11 protein-coding genes and 1 tRNA gene are annotated in these 16,017 nt (G+C 71.7%); 6 read left to right on the top strand and 6 right to left on the bottom strand.

Annotated elements, in window-relative coordinates:
• Window positions 1-223: 223 nt before the first annotated feature.
• Complete coding sequence (locus ACFU8Q_RS10595; RefSeq protein WP_384450792.1) at window positions 224-2,809, bottom strand: ABC transporter permease; 2,586 nt, start codon at window positions 2,807-2,809, stop codon at window positions 224-226.
• Entirely contained in the window at window positions 2,806-3,594 is a 789-nt protein-coding gene (locus tag ACFU8Q_RS10590; RefSeq protein WP_384450789.1) for an ABC transporter ATP-binding protein, read from the bottom strand. Before ACFU8Q_RS10590 ends, ACFU8Q_RS10595 begins: the two co-directional genes overlap by 4 nt.
• Before the next feature lie 561 nt (window positions 3,595-4,155).
• On the opposite strand from ACFU8Q_RS10590, the gene ACFU8Q_RS10585 reads away from it, so the two are divergent.
• From ACFU8Q_RS10585 to ACFU8Q_RS10575, 3 genes are all read left to right on the top strand, one after another.
• Window positions 4,156-5,640 carry an MFS transporter gene (locus ACFU8Q_RS10585; protein ID WP_384450842.1) on the top strand — a complete coding sequence of 495 codons (1,485 nt, stop codon included), beginning with the start codon at window positions 4,156-4,158 and terminating at the stop codon, window positions 5,638-5,640.
• A 487-nt stretch (window positions 5,641-6,127) separates the two neighbouring features.
• Window positions 6,128-6,592 (top strand): DUF485 domain-containing protein, encoded by a 465-nt coding sequence (locus ACFU8Q_RS10580; protein WP_384450786.1) that lies wholly within the window; start codon window positions 6,128-6,130, stop codon window positions 6,590-6,592.
• A complete protein-coding gene (locus ACFU8Q_RS10575; protein ID WP_384450783.1) occupies window positions 6,589-8,217 on the top strand; it encodes a cation acetate symporter in 1,629 nt (542 codons plus the stop codon). Before ACFU8Q_RS10580 ends, ACFU8Q_RS10575 begins: the two co-directional genes overlap by 4 nt.
• A gap of 168 nt (window positions 8,218-8,385) precedes the next feature.
• On the opposite strand, the gene ACFU8Q_RS10570 is transcribed toward ACFU8Q_RS10575, so the two are convergent.
• From ACFU8Q_RS10570 to ACFU8Q_RS10560, 3 genes are all read right to left on the bottom strand, one after another.
• Window positions 8,386-9,279, bottom strand: a complete 894-nt coding sequence (locus ACFU8Q_RS10570; RefSeq protein ID WP_384450780.1) for a cellulose-binding protein — start codon at window positions 9,277-9,279, stop codon at window positions 8,386-8,388.
• Window positions 9,280-9,463: 184 nt separating this feature from the next.
• Window positions 9,464-11,923, bottom strand: a complete 2,460-nt coding sequence (locus ACFU8Q_RS10565; protein ID WP_384450778.1) for an SUKH-4 family immunity protein — start codon at window positions 11,921-11,923, stop codon at window positions 9,464-9,466.
• Between the two features lie 5 nt (window positions 11,924-11,928).
• A complete protein-coding gene (locus ACFU8Q_RS10560) occupies window positions 11,929-12,906 on the bottom strand; it encodes an SMI1/KNR4 family protein (protein ID WP_384450775.1) in 978 nt (325 codons plus the stop codon).
• A gap of 302 nt (window positions 12,907-13,208) precedes the next feature.
• On the opposite strand from ACFU8Q_RS10560, the gene ACFU8Q_RS10555 reads away from it, so the two are divergent.
• The gene (locus ACFU8Q_RS10555; protein ID WP_384450772.1) at window positions 13,209-13,733 is read left to right on the top strand and encodes a YwqJ-related putative deaminase; all 525 of its coding nucleotides are present in this window, start codon (window positions 13,209-13,211) and stop codon (window positions 13,731-13,733) included.
• Between the two features lie 10 nt (window positions 13,734-13,743).
• Window positions 13,744-14,277 (top strand): SUKH-3 domain-containing protein, encoded by a 534-nt coding sequence (locus ACFU8Q_RS10550; protein WP_384450769.1) that lies wholly within the window; start codon window positions 13,744-13,746, stop codon window positions 14,275-14,277.
• A 156-nt stretch (window positions 14,278-14,433) separates the two neighbouring features.
• Here ACFU8Q_RS10550 and ACFU8Q_RS10545 read toward each other — a convergent pair whose 3' ends face one another.
• Window positions 14,434-15,747, bottom strand: coding sequence for a sensor histidine kinase (locus tag ACFU8Q_RS10545; RefSeq protein ID WP_384450766.1), 1,314 nt, complete (start codon window positions 15,745-15,747; stop codon window positions 14,434-14,436).
• Window positions 15,748-15,908: 161 nt separating this feature from the next.
• Here ACFU8Q_RS10545 and ACFU8Q_RS10540 point away from each other — a divergent pair.
• Window positions 15,909-15,979: transfer RNA gene (locus ACFU8Q_RS10540), tRNA-Gln, on the top strand.
• Window positions 15,980-16,017 lie beyond the last annotated feature (38 nt).

The raw sequence follows: 16,017 nt of genomic DNA, 5'->3' as shown, positions 1-16,017 counted from the left end.
CGCCACCGGCCCGTCGCCGGATCCGGCCGCCACCGGCGCGTTCCCCGGCCGCACGCGACCGGCCCCGGGGTGTTTGGAGGAACACCCCGGGGCCGGATCAGTCATCCTACGTCGGCCGCCGGAATCACCGGTCTCGCCGATCGCCTGTGACCACGTTGATCTCGCTGTCCCGCCGATCGCCTCCGACCGCGCCGACCGCGCCGGTCTCGCCGATCGGTCCCCGCTAATCCGTGGCGATCGCGTTCAGGACGTTCATCCTGCCCGCCCGGAACGCCGGGACCAGGGCCGCGAACAGGCCGACGAAGGCCGAGGCGACGAAGACCGTGAGGATCGTCGGCCACGGGATCTCCAGGACGCCGAGGCCCTCCAGGGCCAGCAGCTTCTGGGCCGCCGTGCCCCAGCCCATGCCGAGGCCGAGCCCGAGCAGGGCGCCGAAGACCGCGATGACCACCGACTCCAGGCGGATCATCCGGCGCAGCTGGCGGCGGGAGAGGCCGATGGCGCGCATCAGGCCGATCTCACGGGTCCGCTCGACCACCGACAGGGCCAGGGTGTTCACCACACCGAGCACCGCGACGATGATCGCGAGCGCCAGCAGGCCGTAGACGATGTTCAGCAGCTGGCCGATCTGGTCCTTCAGCTGCTCCTTGAAGTCGGCCTGGTTCTTCACCTCGTACTGCGGGTACTTGGCGAGGGCGGTCTTCAGCGCGGCGTACGCCTCCTTCTCCTTGCCGTCCTCGGCCTTCGCGAACATCATCATGTTCTTCGGCAGGCTGTCGGCGGGGACGTACCGCGCGGCGGTCGCGACGTTCGTGTACATCGCGCCCTTGTCGATGTTCACGTCGTCCGAGGTGATCGCGGCAAGCCTCAGTTTCGCGGTCTCGCCGCCCCTGAACGCGACGGTGAGCCGGTCGCCGACCTTGAGGTGGTGCTTGGTGGCGTACGTCTCTCCGACGGACATGGCGTCCTTGCCGTACGCGTCGGCCAGCTTCCCGGCGACCGTCTCGCGCCGGACGTCCTCCTGGTACGTGGGATCGACGGCGGCCAGGACCTTGTTCTCGGTGGTGCCGTCGGGGGCCGTGAGACCGGCGCTGACGACCTTGTAGCCGGTGAAGTGCTCGATGTCCGGCACGGACTCCAGGGACTTGACCGCCTGGTCCACGAGGGGCGTCGGGTTGCCGCCGACGGGCTGGACGATGAAGTCGGCGCCGACCGACTTGTCGAGTTCCTCGGTGGCCGAGGCGACCATGGAGGATCCGACGACCGAGAGGCAGGCGACCAGGGCGAGGCCGATCATCAGGGCGGCGCCGGTCGCTCCGGTGCGGCGCGGGTTGCGCAGGGCGTTGCGCTCCGCGAGCCGTCCGACGGGGCCGAACATCCGCAGCATGACCGCGCTCAGCACCCGGACCACGAAGCCGGCCAGCAGCGGGCCGATCACGATGAAGCCGATCAGGGTGAGAACCACGCCCGCACCGAGGAAGAGCGAGCCCTCGCTCGACTTGTCGGCCCGCGTCGCGGCGTAGAGCGCGGTGCCGCCGCCGAGGGTGAGGACCAGGCCGATCGCGGCCCTGACCCGGCCGGCCCGGCCGTCCGCCGGGGTTCCGGCGTCGCGCAGGGCGGCCATCGGGGAGATCTTCCCGGCGCGACGGGCCGGGATGTACGCGGCGACGACGGTCACGATGATGCCGAGCGCGAGGCCGACGACCGGGGTCGTCCAGGTGACCGTGAGGTCGTCGGTGGAAAGGTCCATGCCCACGGCGCCCATGAGCTTCATCAGGCCGACGGCGAGGCCGATGCCCGCGCCGACGCCGAGGACGGAGCCGAGGATGCCGAGGAACAGCGCCTCGATGAGCACGGAACGGTTGACCTGCTTGCGGCTGGAGCCGATGGCCCGCATCAGGCCGATCTCGCGGGTGCGCTGGGCGACCAGCATCGAGAAGGTGTTGACGATCAGGAAGATGCCGACGAGGAAGGCGATCCCGGCGAAGCCGAGCATCGCGTACTTCATGACGTCGAGGAAGGAGCCCATCGAGTTCTTGTTGGCGTCCGCGGCCTCCTTCTGCGTCTGGAGCTTGTACCCGGAGGTGTCGCCGAGCACCGTCGCGACGGACTGCTTCAACTGCGTGTCAGTGACGCCCTGTTCGGCAGTGACGGAGATGAAGCTGAAGACGTCCGGCTTGCCGAGCAGCTTCGTCTGCGCGGTGACGGTGTCGAAGTAGACGACCGCCGCGCCGGGGTTGGTGACCTTGAAGGTGGCGATGCCGCTGATCTTCGCGTTGATGTCGCCGGTGGCGGCGATGGTGCGCAGTTCGTCACCGAGCTTCAAGTGGTGCTTGTCGGCGGTGTCGGCGTCGACCATCACCTCGGTCGGACCGCGCGGTGCGTGACCGGAGGTGATCTCCATCGAACGCAGGTCGTTCTTCGTCCAGTTGCCCGCGATCGTCGGGGCGCCCGTCGTGGAGCCCATGTTCTTGTCGTGACTGTCGACGACGGTGACGGACATGCTGGAGACCGCGCCCTCGGCGTCCTTCACGCCGGTTGCCTTGCCGACCTGCTGGACGGCGGAGGCCGGGAGCGTGACGGGCTTGCCGTTCTCCGGAAGCCGGTCGTCGTCCTCCGGGGTCTTCGGGCTGACGGTGACATCGGCCGACGTCGCGGCGAAGAGCTTGTCGAACGTGGTGTTCATGGTGTCGGTGAAGACGAGCGTGCCACACACGAACGCCACCGACAGCAGGACCGCGACGGCGGAGAGCGCCATGCGTCCCTTGTGCGCGAAGAAGTTGCGCCTCGATGTCTTCCAGACGGTCATGACGTCCGCCCGCGCGAGTCGAAGTCCTTCATGCGGTCGAGGACCTGATCGGCCGTCGGGTTGTGCATCTCGTCGACGATGCGCCCGTCGGCTAGGTACAGCACCCGGTCCGCGTAGGAGGCGGCGACCGGGTCGTGGGTGACCATGACGATGGTCTGGCCCAGCTCGTCGACGGACCTGCGCAGGAAGCTCAGCACCTCGGCGCCGGCCCGCGAGTCCAGGTTTCCGGTGGGCTCGTCACCGAAGATGATCTCCGGCCGGGCGGCGAGTGCCCTGGCCACCGCGACGCGCTGCTGCTGGCCGCCGGAGAGCTCGGTGGGCCGGTGCTTCAGCCGCTCGGCGAGACCGACCGTCTCCACGACCTGCCGCAGCCAGGCCGCGTCGGGCCTGCGGCCCGCGATGTCCATCGGCAGCGTGATGTTCTCCAGCGCGTTGAGCGTGGGGAGCAGGTTGAACGCCTGGAAGATGAAGCCGATCCGGTCCCGGCGGAGCTGGGTGAGCTTCTTGTCCTTGAGCCCGGTGATCTCGGTCTCGTCGAGGAAGATCTGACCGGAGGTCACGGTGTCCAGGCCGGCCAGGCAGTGCATCAGGGTCGACTTGCCGGAGCCGGACGGGCCCATGATCGCCGTGAACTGCCCGCGGGCGATGTCCACATCGACATGGTCGAGCGCGACGACCCGGGTCTCCCCCGCCCCGTACGCCTTGACGACCTGTCGCGCTCGCGCAGCGACGGCCGTACGCCCTCCAGTGCCCCCGTGCCTGGGAATGGTTACAGCCGTTGTCACGGTTTATCTCCTATGTCGGTCATGCGGTTTTCAGGTGGTCGCGGCGTACGTCTGAAGTCTGGTTGTTCCCAGGGGCCCGGCGCGCTGGTGCCCAGCGCAGTCTTCGGGTGGGGTTTTCCCCACCCCGCCCCCTGCGGTCCGCCGCATCCGCGGTGGGAATCAGCCGCATTTCGCGGTGTAGGAACACGTTAAGGAACGGGCCGCCCCCGTCACGTCCTCCGCCGGGAGGAACCACCCCTGGGCAGAAGTGGGGAGCGCCCCCTAGGGGTCTCGGCCCCAGGGTGGAGAACCGTGTCAGGGGCGGACCCCGGGGTGCACGTGCCGAGGTCGGCAGGGGACGCCGGACCCGCCCGCGGCCTCCTCCTCCAGCAGCGGCACCTCCCCTCCGCGGCCCACGGGTGAGACAGTGTCACGAGAAAATACGTGCAGGGGGAAGGAATCTCGGTGAGCGGCGCGGGCGGTAACGGGGACGGCAGTACCGAAGCGATACCGGACTCCGGGGTCGCCCCGGCCCCCTCCCCCACGACGCCGCGCGGACGCGGTCCGGTGGTCGCCGCCCTGATGCTCGGGATGGCCCTGTCGGCCATCGACGGCACCATCGTGTCCACCGCCGTCCCGCAGATCGTCGGCGATCTCGGCGGCTTCTCCGTCTTCTCGTGGCTGTTCTCCGGCTATCTGCTGGCCGTGACGGTCTCCCTGCCGGTGTACGGAAAGCTCTCCGACACCTTCGGCCGCAAGCCGGTCCTGATCGCCGGCATAGCCCTCTTCCTGTTCGGTTCGGTGCTCTGCGCCGCCGCCTGGAACATGGCCGCGCTGATCGCCTTCCGGGTCGTCCAGGGCCTGGGCGGCGGCGCCCTGCAAGGCACGGTGCAGACCATCGCCGCGGACCTCTACCCGCTCAAGGAACGCCCGAAGATCCAGGCCAAGCTGTCGACCGTGTGGGCCACTTCGGCGGTCGCGGGGCCGGTCATCGGCGGGCTGTTCGCGGTGTACGCGGACTGGCGCTGGATCTTCCTGATCAATCTGCCGATCGGGGCGCTCGCACTCTGGCTCGTCGTACGTCACCTCCACGAGCCGTCCGGTACCCGCCGGGCGGCCGGCGCGCCCCGCCCCCGGATCGACTGGGCGGGCGCCCTCCTCGTCTTCGCGACCGGCACCCTGCTGCTGACCGCGCTCGTCCAGGGCGGGGTCGCCTGGCCCTGGTTCTCCGCCCCGTCCCTCGGGCTGCTGGCCGGCAGCGTCGCGCTCGGCGCGCTGACCGTCGTCGTCGAGCGGCGGGCCGCCGAGCCGATCATTCCCGGCTGGGTCTGGCGGCGGCGGACCATCGCCTCGGTCAATCTGGGACTGGGTGCGATGGGGCTGCTGATGGTCGCCCCCACGGTCTTCCTGCCGACGTACGCCCAGTCGGTGCTGGGCCTCGGCCCGATCGCGGCCGGATTCGTCCTGTCCGTGATGACCCTGAGCTGGCCGGTGTCGGCGGCGTTCTCCAACCGCGTCTACAACCGCATCGGCTTCCGCCTCACCGCGATCATCGGCATGAGCTGCGCCCTGCTGATACTGCTCGCCTTCCCGCTGCTGCCGTATCCGGGCGAGGCCTGGCAGCCCGCCCTGATCATGCTGCTGCTCGGCGCGGCGCTCGGCCTGTTCCAGTTGCCGCTGATCGTCGGCGTCCAGTCGACGGTCGGCTGGGCCGAGCGCGGTACGACGACCGCGTCCGTGCTCTTCTGCCGCCAGGTCGGCCAGAGCATCGGCGCCGCGCTCTTCGGGGCCGTCGCCAACGGAATCCTCGCGTCCCGGCTGGCCGCCGCCCCGGTGCCCGGACTGCCGGGCGACCTGGACGCGATCTCGCACGCCCTGGACGACCCGGGCAGGCTCTCGGCCGCTGCGACGGACTACCTGCGGCGGGCCGTCGACGCCGCCGTCGACCACGTCTACCTGGGCGCCGCCGGGGCCGCGGCGCTCGCCCTCCTCGTGCTCGTCTTCGTGGCCCCGCGCCGCTTCCCCGTCCTACCCGAGGAGCCCGCGAGCGACGCCCCGGCGCGGTAGGGCCTCTCGTTCGGATCAGGCCGGGCTCGCGTGCCCCGGCATCGCACCTCGCCGCGTCGTCGTCAGTCTTCCCCGAGCTCTCGGCTCCGCTCGAGCAGGGGAGACCCCAGCGCCTCCGCCATGACTCCCTCCTCCGCCTTGCGATGCACGACACCACGGTGACATCAGCCGCTCCGCGGCGGGCCGCTCCCTGACCCGGCCTGATCCGAACGAAAGACCCCAGACCTTCAGACGTCCGCGCCGCGCCACGGCGCCGCGCGGGCCCGTGCCGCCGCCCCCGTAGGTGAACGAGCGCCGTCAAAGACCTTTCCACGGGGCTGCCGCCGGGCCGGACCTCATGCAACTGAGCCATTACCTTGGGTAGTTCCGGCCAACGTCTCCCCAACCCCCCATACCGGCGAGTAATGTTCGCGCTTCCTACAGCACCACCGCACTCCTGCCTTGCCGTCCAGCCCAGGACCCGAGCCATGCAAGGAGCAGCACCCAGATGTCGTACGGAAGCCCGCCCCCGTCCCCGTACTCCTCCTGGCCCGAACGGCTGCCGACGGCGCCCCGAGGGCATCGGCCCCCACCCCCGCAACGTCCCGATTACCTGCTGCCCTGGCAGAGTTCGGACCCCGTACCGCCCCCGGAGCTGCCGGACCCTCCCGCCACCCCCGTGGCCGGAGCCGCCCGCCACGGCGACCTGCGCCGGCTGCGCACCGCGTACCGGCTGCTGCGGCGCATCACGACCCTGACCGCGCTCGGCTACTTCGTCGCCTTCCTGCTGCTGTCGGCCTTCGCCAAGGGCCTGATGGAACGCCCCCTGTTCGGCGGCCTCAACATCGGCCTGGCGCTGGGGCTCGGCCAGTTCCCGGTGACGCTGCTCGCCGTCGTCCTGTACGAACGGACCGCCCGGCACACGGTCGACCCGCTCGCCGCCCGGCTCCGAAGAGCGGGAGCGGCCCGGTGAACGGATTCGACAAGTCCGCGCAGTCGATGTCCCTGGTGGCGTTTCTCGCGGTGGCCACCGTCGCGCTGCTGCTCTGTGTGATGACCGGTCCGGACCGCGACGACCTCGACGAGTTCTACGCCGGCTCCCGCTCGCTCTCGCCCCTGCAGAACGGCCTCGCCCTCGCGGGCGACTACCTCTCCGCGGCCACGGTCCTCAGCACCACCGGCATCATCGCCCTCACCGGCTACGACGGGATGATCCTCGCCCTGAGCATCACCCTCTCGCTCGTCCTGCTGATGTTCCTGCTGGCCGAACCCCTGCGCAACGCGGGCGGGTTCACCGTGGGCGACCTGCTCGTGCGCCGCGCCCCCGGCCGCGCCGTCCGCATCACCGCCTGTGCGACCACCCTCGCCGCGCTCGTCCCGATGATGGTCGTCCAACTCGCCAGCAGCGGCGATCTGCTCTCCTTCATCCTGGGCTTCGACAGTTCGGGATTCCGCACCGGCGCCATCATCGGCCTAGGCACCCTGATGATCGGCTACGCGGCGATCGGCGGCATGAAGGGCACGTCACTGATCCAGATAGTGAAGACGGTGGTCCTCTTCGTCGCCGCGTTCACCATCTCCGTACTGATCATGAACCGTTTCGGCTGGGACACCGGCGCCCTGCTCTCGGCCGCCCGGAACAGCAGCGGCGCCGGGGCCGGGTATCTGCGCTCGGGGCTCCAGTTCGAGGGCAGCGGACTCGACATGGTCAGCTCCGAACTGACGGTGGTACTCGGTGCCGCCTGCCTGCCCCACGTGGCCCTGCGGATGACGAGCGGCCGCTCCACCCAGGCCGTCCGCCGCTCACTGTCCTGGGCGGTCGCCGTGGTCGCCACGATCTGTCTCCTCGTCGTCGTGATCGGCTTCGGCGCGGGCGCGCTCGTCGGCCACGACCGCATCACCGCCGCCGGAGCATCCGGAAACAGCTCGATCCTCCAGGTCAGCGGCGTGGTCGCGGGCGGCGGCCAACTGGGCGCGCTGATCGTCACGACGATGACGACAGCGATCTTCCTGACGCTGCTCGCCTCCGTCGCCGGGATGATCCTCGCCTGCGCGAACTCCCTCGCACACGATCTCTTCGCCCACGGACTGCACGGGGTGCGCGACCCGAACAGGAAGCCACTGCCGGGCCTGTCCGAAATGCGTACGGCACAGGCCTCGGCGATCGCCGTCGGACTGCTCGCCATCGCCCTCGCCGTCGTGGCCAGACACTGGAACGTGCAGGCACTGGCGACGCTCTCGTTCTGCGTCGGCGCCTCGGCACTGGCTCCGGCCCTCGTCTACAGCATGTTCTGGCGACGCTTCACGCGCACCGGACTGCTCTGCACCCTGATCGTCGGCACCGTCACCGCCATGGTGCTGATCACCGGCACCAATCTGGTCTCGGGCTCGCCCTCCTCGGTCTTCCCCGGGCAGGACTTCAACTGGTTCCCGTTCACCACGACCGGCCTCGTCTCGATCCCCGCCGGCTTCCTGGCGGGCTGGCTGGGCTCGGTGCTCGACCGGCGCGAGGCCGCCGAAGAACGCCGGCGGTACGAGGCCGAGGAGCCACGCATCCTGGCAGGCATCCCACCGGCGCCACCGGCGCCCCGCCCCTGAAGAAGTGGGCGCAGCGGCGGTACGACGGCAAGGTGATCGTCGGCGAGGACCTCCAGCGGATCGAGCCGGCCTGACCTGAGCAGGGGCGGGGACCGGCGCGGTGGCTGACGCTCCGTTTCCGGTCCCCGGCTCACCGGCTCCACTCGGTCCCGGGCCGTCGCCGGTCTCTCAGTCCTCCGCCGGGGCCACCCGCCCGGTGAGCGCCGCGAGGGAGTTCCGTACGTGCGTCATGTGCGCCTGCACCTCCTCGCGCCCCACCTCGTGCTCCCGCAGGATCCGCTCCGTCTCCCGGACCACGCGCTCCTCACGGATCCGGGCCGCAGCGATCAGCTCCGCGCCCTGCGCCTCGGCATCCTCCTGACCGTGCCGTGCGGCCTCCTCCGTCTCCGCCAGCGCCCGCCGCGCCTCGGCCAGACGGGCCTCCGCCTGCTCGGTCAGCTCGTCGTGCCGCGCCGCCTGCGCCGCCTCGGCCTGGGCCACCTCGCGTTCGGCCGCCTTCCACCGCTCGGCGTGCTCCTGCTCCTGGTGGGCCAGGACACTCGCGGTGCGACGACGCGTCTCGGCCATCGCGGACTCCGCCAGTTCCCGCACCTCCGCGACCTCCTCGCGGGCCTCGACGAGGGTCTGCTCGGCAGTGCCCCGGGCCGCGGACGACGTCTCGTCGGCATACCGCTCGGCCGCCGCCCGCATCGCCCCGGCATCCGCGCGCGCCGACTCGCGAAGACCCCGGCCCGCCTCGTCCGCCGCGTCCCGCAACGCCTGCGCCTCCTCCTGGGCGGCGCCCAGGACGGCCTCGGCCTCGCCCTCGGCGAGCGCCAGGATCCGCTGGGCGCGCTCACCGAGCGATGCGTAATCCTGCGGGGCCAACTGGGCGACGACCTCGCTCAGCCGCACCGAATCGGCCGACAACTCCTCCACCAGCGCGGTCAGCCGGGCCACCCGCTCCCACGCCGCGTCCCGCTCCGCCGACAGCGCGCCCACGGCCCGGTCCACCTGCTCGGGACGGTAGCCACGTCCTCGTACGCCGACGAAGCCATGCGCGGACACCGGTGCAGAACTCATCCCTGAAGCCTCTTTCCGACTCTCCGACCACCTGCAGTACGTCTAAGGATGCGGCAATTGACACAGAAGTCGGAATCGACCGGCGAGTTTCCGGACGGAAGCGACCGGCATCACAGACCGCACACAGCACGGCGCCCGGCCCCCCTCACGGGGAACCGGGCGCCGTACGCGGAAACCTGACGGGTCAGATCAGCCCGTCCCACATCTGCTCGAGCAGTACGGACCACCAGCTCTCCGGCGACGCCAGCGCCGCCGCGTCCAGCGCCACCAACTGGGCCTGGAAGTCGACCGTCCAGCGGCCCGCCTGCTCCGGATTGAGCCCGAACCGCAGCCGCCACATCCGGCCGAGCAGCGCCATCGAACGCTGGAACTCCGGCAGCCCGGTGTTCACGAACTGCGGCGCTGCCGACTGGCCGTGCCCGCCCATGGGGGAACCCGCCTCGACCGGCACCGCCACGATGTTCGCGGTGCCGTACTGGACACAGATCGCCCGCCCGAAGTCGGACCCCATGACGAGATACGACCCCGCGTCCGGGGCGGCCTGCACCTGCCGCTGGGCGGCCAGCTCACCCAGCGTCGGCACCACCGGCTGACCCGGCTGCGCCCAGAAGAACGGTCCGAAGTCGGCGGGCAGCCCCGCCCACACCAACGTCTGTGCCACGGCCTCGGGCACGCCCTGACGCGACACCGCGCGCTGATCGAAGCGGAGGATGCCCTGCGGCCCGAAGGCCTGCAGCAGTTCCTGCGCGACGGCCTCCGGCGGCACCGGCGGCGCGGGCTGCATCTGCGGCAGCGGAGCCCGTACCGGTGCCGGCCGCGCCGGCCCGTCCGCCACCTGATGCAGCTCACCCTGATGCGTGAGCAGATGCTGCATGCCCTGCTGACGGCTGGCGTGATCGGTGCCGTACGGGGCGACGCTGGTGATCCGCACCTGAGGCCAGGTCTCCCGGATCATCCGCGCGCAGTACCCGCCGGGCAGCTCGCACGACTCCAGCTCGGTGTGCAGCTCGATGACCTGCTGAGGCGGCACGTTCATGGCCCGCAGCTCGTGCAGCATCTGCCACTCGGGATGCGGGGTGCCGGGCGCCGAGCGGCGGATCAGCTGCTGCTCGCTGCCGTCGGGCGCGCGGTAGCGCAGGACGGCCTGGTAGCCGGGGCCGACGGTCGGCTGGCCGACGGGCGCCTGCGGATACCCGTACGCCGGGGGCGGCGGCGTGGGCGCGCCGCCCTGCGGCATGCCGGGAGGACCGGGCGGCTGAGGCGCACTCGGGCCGCCCATGCTCGGATCCGCCAGCATCGTCGCGGCATGATGCATCCCACCACCGGCCGGCGGAGGCGTCGAACCAGGCGGAGGGGGGGGTGCCGGAGGCCCAGGAGGACCGGACGGACCAGGCGGACCCGGAGGGCCAGGAGGCGCGGACGGACCAGGAGGCCCCGGAGGCGCGGGCGGACCAGGAGGACCGGGCGGCTGGGGCGCACCCGGGCCGCCCATGCTCGGATCCGCCAGCATCGTCGCGGCATGATGCATCCCACCACCGGCCGGCGGAGGCGTCGAACCAGGCGGAGCGGGGGGTGCCGGAGGGCCGGGTGGGCCGGGCGGACCGGGCGGACCCTGCTGGGAGACGAGCTGGGTAGGCAGGTACCCGCCTGCCGGAGCGCCGGGCGCACCCGGGCCCGAGGGCGGCGGCACAGGCGCACCCGGCCGCGCACCCGGCGTACCGGGGGCACCCGGCGGCGGCGGAGTCGTCGGACCGCCCCCACGCGCACCACGCGGCGGCACGACGGCCCTACTGGTGGCCGCGTCCGCGATGTCACCGGGGCCGGGATCGGGAGCCGGGCCGGAAGCACCCGGCGCACCCGGCGCGGGCGCACCGCTGCCCCGCAGCTCCGGGCCGGGGGCGATCGCCGTCGGCGGCAACCGACTGCCCCCCGACATCAGGGCGGTCGGCGCATCGGCCGGCACGACCGGAGGCGGGGTCCCTTCGTCGTCTGCACCCGAGAGCGGCGGCGCGAACACCGTGGCCGGCAGTGGCACGGCGCCGTCGTCGGAACCCGCATTGGTGTCGGTCCCGGCCCAGGGGGTGGCCCCAGCGGGCACGTTCGGCGGCGACGCGGCGACGGAGGACGCCGGAACGCCGTCGTTGGCCGTCGGCTCGTAAGCGACCGGCCCACCCCGCGAACCGTCCGAGGGAGCCGGAGAAGCCGACGGGGCCGAGGGCTCCGACGGCGACGAAGGAGCCGCGCCCCCGTCCCGCCCCGCGCGCTGATCCGGAATGCCCAGCTTGTCGGCCGCGTCCTGGAGCCACTCCGGGGGGCTCAGCAGGAACGACGTCTGATTCAGATCGATACGCTGCGGCGGCTCCGGAGCGGCCGGAGCCGCGTCGTGCGCCCCGTACTCCTCCTCGTACCGTCGGATCACCTCACCCACCGGCAACCCCGGCCACAGCGTGGCCTCACCGCTGTCCCGGGCGATCACCAGCCGCTGCCGGCCCCCGTCCGAGACCGGACCCTCGGCACGGTCCTCGCCCCACACCACGAAGCCCAGCTCGAACTCCCGCACCCGCACCTCACGGTGCTGGTACGCGGGCACATCGCCGTTGATCCACTCGTCCGCGCGCTCCTGCGCCTGCGCAAAGGTCACCATCGCGCTCACCCCTCCACCGGGACGGCCCGCGCGAAGCCGCCGTCCACCATCAGGTTCGCCACGGTCTCCAGCTCCGGCGGATTACCCGCCAGACGCTGCAGGAAGGAATCGAAATCGCCGCCGCACGGCAGCAGCAGCCGGTCCACCCGCTCCTGCACCGTCCAGCCGTCCTGGTCCCGGGCGTCGTCGTACGCGCAGAACCAGACCGAGCCGACCCCATGGCCCTTCACCTTCACCGCGAGAAGGCCCCCCTGGACGAAGCCGACGCCCAGGTAGTCCTTGGTGAGGTGGTCCCGCAAGCACTTGTTCACATACACGAGGTCATTCACGGCGGCCTCCTCGCGCACCGTGAAGAACGGCTGGTCGACCAGGAGACCGAGCTCCGCGTCGAGTGCCGCCCCGACCGGAGCCGAACCGCCCGCCGCCTTCAGGAAGGACCGGTACGCACCGGGCAACCGGTAACCGAGGTCCTCCTCCACGCCCTGGATCTGCTGCTCGCTCACCGCCACGGCGCCCTTGGGCAGCCGGAAGTGCGCGGGCCGGGTCTCCTGCAAGGGGCGCGTGCCGCGCTTGTTCTGGTCGACCGCCGTGGCAGCGAGGCCGCCATGGTGCCTGAGCAACGCCTTGACCTCGACCGGAATCAGCTCCATGCGCCGACCACCGGGGACGTGGTGCCAGGTCCAGCCGTGCGGGGTCGCTACCGCGGGAATCGTGTCCCACAGCTCATGGCCACTCGCCGCCAGCGCCGCATTGGCCGAGACATAGTCGGTGAGCCGCAGCTCATCGACGCCGAAACCCGGCGGAGGCTCGGCGATCTCGACGGCGGCGCGCGCGTACGGCGCGAAGTCCGGGCTGCCGTGCTCGTCCATCCGCACGCCTCTGGGATGGCGGGAAGCCCGGACCGGGTCCGGGAAATGCACGAGCTGCCCGGCATAGGCCGCGTTCGGTGGCGCGGCTTGCTGCCCGAGCCGACCTGTCGTCATGGCGGTTGCCCCCTGCTGCGTCTGACTGGTGAGGACCGACCTGCCCAAGGGGGCGGTCCGCGCACAGCCTATGCGGTGGCGCAAGAGCAGGTCTCGCTCGTACGCCACCCCCTTTCCCCACCGTCACGAACCGTCACGACGGCGTGACGGACAAGCAACGCTCCTGCTACCTCCGGCGACACGGAGGCGCGTTTCCCCGCCCCAGCTTCCCGACCAGCTGGGACATTTGGCAGGCTGTCACCGCAACTCGGGGGCGTGCACATCGCGCAGCTACCGCTGCGGGCACGGGAGGGAAAGCGCCAATGCACACCGCACGACCAGTCACGACCGGGGACCCACGCCTCAGCTGGAGCAACACCGGAACCAGCCCCACACCCCGCCTGCACCACCGCCGCGACGGCATCCTGCCCACGGTGGCCGCGGCGCTGTCCGTACGCGGCGAGACGCTCACCTGCACCGCGGGCAAGGGCGACCAGCCGCCCGTACTGCACCCCCTCGTCCAGGACTTCCTCGACACCCTCACCAGTGGCCAGCGCGAACGCTTCACCGGCCGCTGCCCCGAAGCGATACTGCTGTCCCGGCAACTCACCGCCGCGGACGCAGGCCGCTCCAAGCGGGCCCAGCGCAAACCACTGACCAACGGCGAAGCCCGCCGTGCCCTGAAGCACTCACGGCTCACCACACGGCGCATCCGCGAGGACGGCGACCCGATGCACGGCAGTTACGCACCGCCGTGCCGCTCCTGCACGGAGATGCTCGCCCACTTCGGCGTACGTCCCGTCGACCTCACGACCACCGGGGCGGCGACCGCCGCCGAGAAGGGCTGACCGGGCGCCGATGCACGACCGAACCGACCTACCCGAACAGGCAGGCCCCACAGGCCGGGACCCCCACGCCACGACCCGCTTCCCCGTCGCCGTCGACGCCGCCCTGCGCGCCGCGGGCTGGCAGCCCGGCCGCTGGGACATCCGCCGGGCCGAGGAATGGGCCGACGCGCTCCGCTCGCACGCGTCACCCGCCGGTCATCAGCACGCGGTCTTCCCGGCCGCCGTCGAGGCGTGGGCGGAATTCGGCGGACTCCACATCACGGCGTCCGCGCCCGGCCGGCAGATCGCGCCGTCCCCCGTACGCATCGACCCGATGAGCGGGCTGCATCTCGCCCGCACGCTCGGCGACCTCGGCCGGGCGCTGGAGACCGAGGTCTGCCCTCTCGGCGAGGAGGGGGACGGGCAGGCCGTCCTCGCGATCGACACCGAGGGACGCGTGTACAGCATCGACCACACCGGGGACTGGTACCTCGGCCCGGACATCGACCAGGCACTCGCCACTCTGATCGGCGGCATCCAGCCGGACCGCCTGATCACCGGCTGAGCAGCCTGGATCTTCCGGTCGGCCCCGGCTCGAACCAGCCCGTCCGGCAATCGAGGACAGGACGGCACCCGGCCGCGCCCGTCACGATTCCGTCCCGGCCCCCGTCCCGGTTCCGTCCTCGAACGCCGGACGGGCCGGAATCGCCCGCCTGGCGAGTCAGGCCGCCCCCTGGTCCGGCAGGACCGCCGACACCCGGAAACCCCCCGCATCCGTCGGCCCGGAAACGAAGACGCCGCCGAGCCCCAGCACCCGCTCCCGCATGCCGACGAGCCCGTTGCCCCCGCTCGGCAGCCCGGCGTCCGCCGTGGCGGCGTCCGACGGGCCGTTCTCCACCTGCATCGCGACCTCCGAGTCCCGGTGCGCGAGCCGCACCCACGTCTTCGCGCCGGCCGCGTGCTTGTGCACGTTCGTCAAGGCCTCCTGCACCACCCGGTACGCGGTCTGCTCGACCTCGGGAGCGTACGGGCGGGCCTCACCGTCCACCGAGAGCTCCACCGTCATGCCGGCCGCCCTGGACTCCCCGACCAAGGTCTCCACCTCATGCAGCCGAGGCCCGTCCTCCGCCGCGGCAGCCGCCACGGCCGCGGCCGTGCGGCCGACCGACGCGAGCGGCACCTGCGCGGACCGCGCCGGCGCGGGCTCCCCGCTCCGCAGAACCCCGAGCATCTCGCGGAGCTCCGTCAGCGCCTGCCGCCCCATGTCACCGACCAGCGCGGCATTGCGTACCGCCTTCGCCGGATCCTTCGGCGCGACAGCCTGCAGCGCCGCTGCGTGCACGACCATCAGGCTGACCCGGTGAGCGACCACGTCGTGCATCTCACGGGCGATCCTGGTGCGCTCCTCCGTACGCGCCCACTCGGCCCGCTCCTCGGCCCGGTCGGCGAGCAGCGAAAGCTCCCGCTCCAGCGAGTCCGCCCGCTCCCGCAGGCTCTCCATCAACCGTCGCCGGGCCCCTATGTACAGGCCGAACAACACGGGCGGAGCGGTGAGCCCGAGCGACATGAACAGCGAGAGCAGCGGTACGTACCAGTCGTCGCGCCCGAAATCGGTCTGCGCGTCGACGCTCTGCCGCAGCCGTACGTACGTGACGATGAACGTCCCCGTGAAGGACATCCCCATCAGCACCGCGGTGATTCTGCGCGGCACATCGGAAGCGGCCAGTGTGTAGAGGCCGACCAGCCCCATCAGGAAACCCATCTCGGCGGGCGTCGTCGCGATCGACACCAGCACCACGGCGATCGGCCAGCGGCGCCGCACCACCAGCACAGCCCCCGCGAGCAGCCCGAACACCACGCCGACCGGCACCGGCAGCCCGGTGTTCCCGGCGAATTCCACCCCCTCCAGAGCGCATTCCAGCGCCGACAGGACCGCGAGCCCTACGTCCAGGGCGACGCCGCGCCGCCTTTCCCACCACCAATAGCCGCGGGTGGTCGGACCCGCGGCTTCCCGGTATGCCCCCGTTGTGGTCATGGCGTCCAGACTACGGGCGGACGCACCTCGTTTTCGGGCGACCTGGACAGGAGGCGCGGATCGGGGCACCGTGACCCGTCGCGTCCGGGGCCGGTGGTACGGCATAGTGTTGTCTGCCCGGTCGACGACCTGACGGTATGTCCAGTCGATCGGCTTTGCTGTCCCCTGTGGTGTAACGGCAGCACAGTGGCTTTTGGTGCCATTTGTCCGGGTTCGAATCCTGGCAGGGGAGCTTGTGCGAGCGGGCCCCGACCAGTGCGGTCGGGGGCC

This window comes from Streptomyces sp. NPDC057543, assembly GCF_042801895.1.
In the GTDB taxonomy this organism is placed as follows: domain Bacteria; phylum Actinomycetota; class Actinomycetes; order Streptomycetales; family Streptomycetaceae; genus Streptomyces.
This window is presented reverse-complemented; position numbering and strand designations above follow the sequence as displayed.

Bases quoted from the DNA above. Each gene is read 5' to 3' on its own strand.
- ACFU8Q_RS10595 (WP_384450792.1), bottom strand. From the start codon at position 2,809: ATGACCGTCTGGAAGACATCGAGGCGCAACTTCTTCGCGCACAAGGGA.
- ACFU8Q_RS10585 (WP_384450842.1), top strand. From the start codon at position 4,156: ATGCTCGGGATGGCCCTGTCGGCCATCGACGGCACCATCGTGTCCACC.
- ACFU8Q_RS10580 (WP_384450786.1), top strand. From the start codon at position 6,128: ATGTCGTACGGAAGCCCGCCCCCGTCCCCGTACTCCTCCTGGCCCGAA.
- ACFU8Q_RS10570 (WP_384450780.1), bottom strand. From the start codon at position 9,279: ATGAGTTCTGCACCGGTGTCCGCGCATGGCTTCGTCGGCGTACGAGGA.
- ACFU8Q_RS10565 (WP_384450778.1), bottom strand. From the start codon at position 11,923: ATGGTGACCTTTGCGCAGGCGCAGGAGCGCGCGGACGAGTGGATCAAC.
- ACFU8Q_RS10560 (WP_384450775.1), bottom strand. From the start codon at position 12,906: ATGACGACAGGTCGGCTCGGGCAGCAAGCCGCGCCACCGAACGCGGCC.
- ACFU8Q_RS10555 (WP_384450772.1), top strand. From the start codon at position 13,209: ATGCACACCGCACGACCAGTCACGACCGGGGACCCACGCCTCAGCTGG.
- ACFU8Q_RS10550 (WP_384450769.1), top strand. From the start codon at position 13,744: ATGCACGACCGAACCGACCTACCCGAACAGGCAGGCCCCACAGGCCGG.
- ACFU8Q_RS10545 (WP_384450766.1), bottom strand. From the start codon at position 15,747: ATGACCACAACGGGGGCATACCGGGAAGCCGCGGGTCCGACCACCCGC.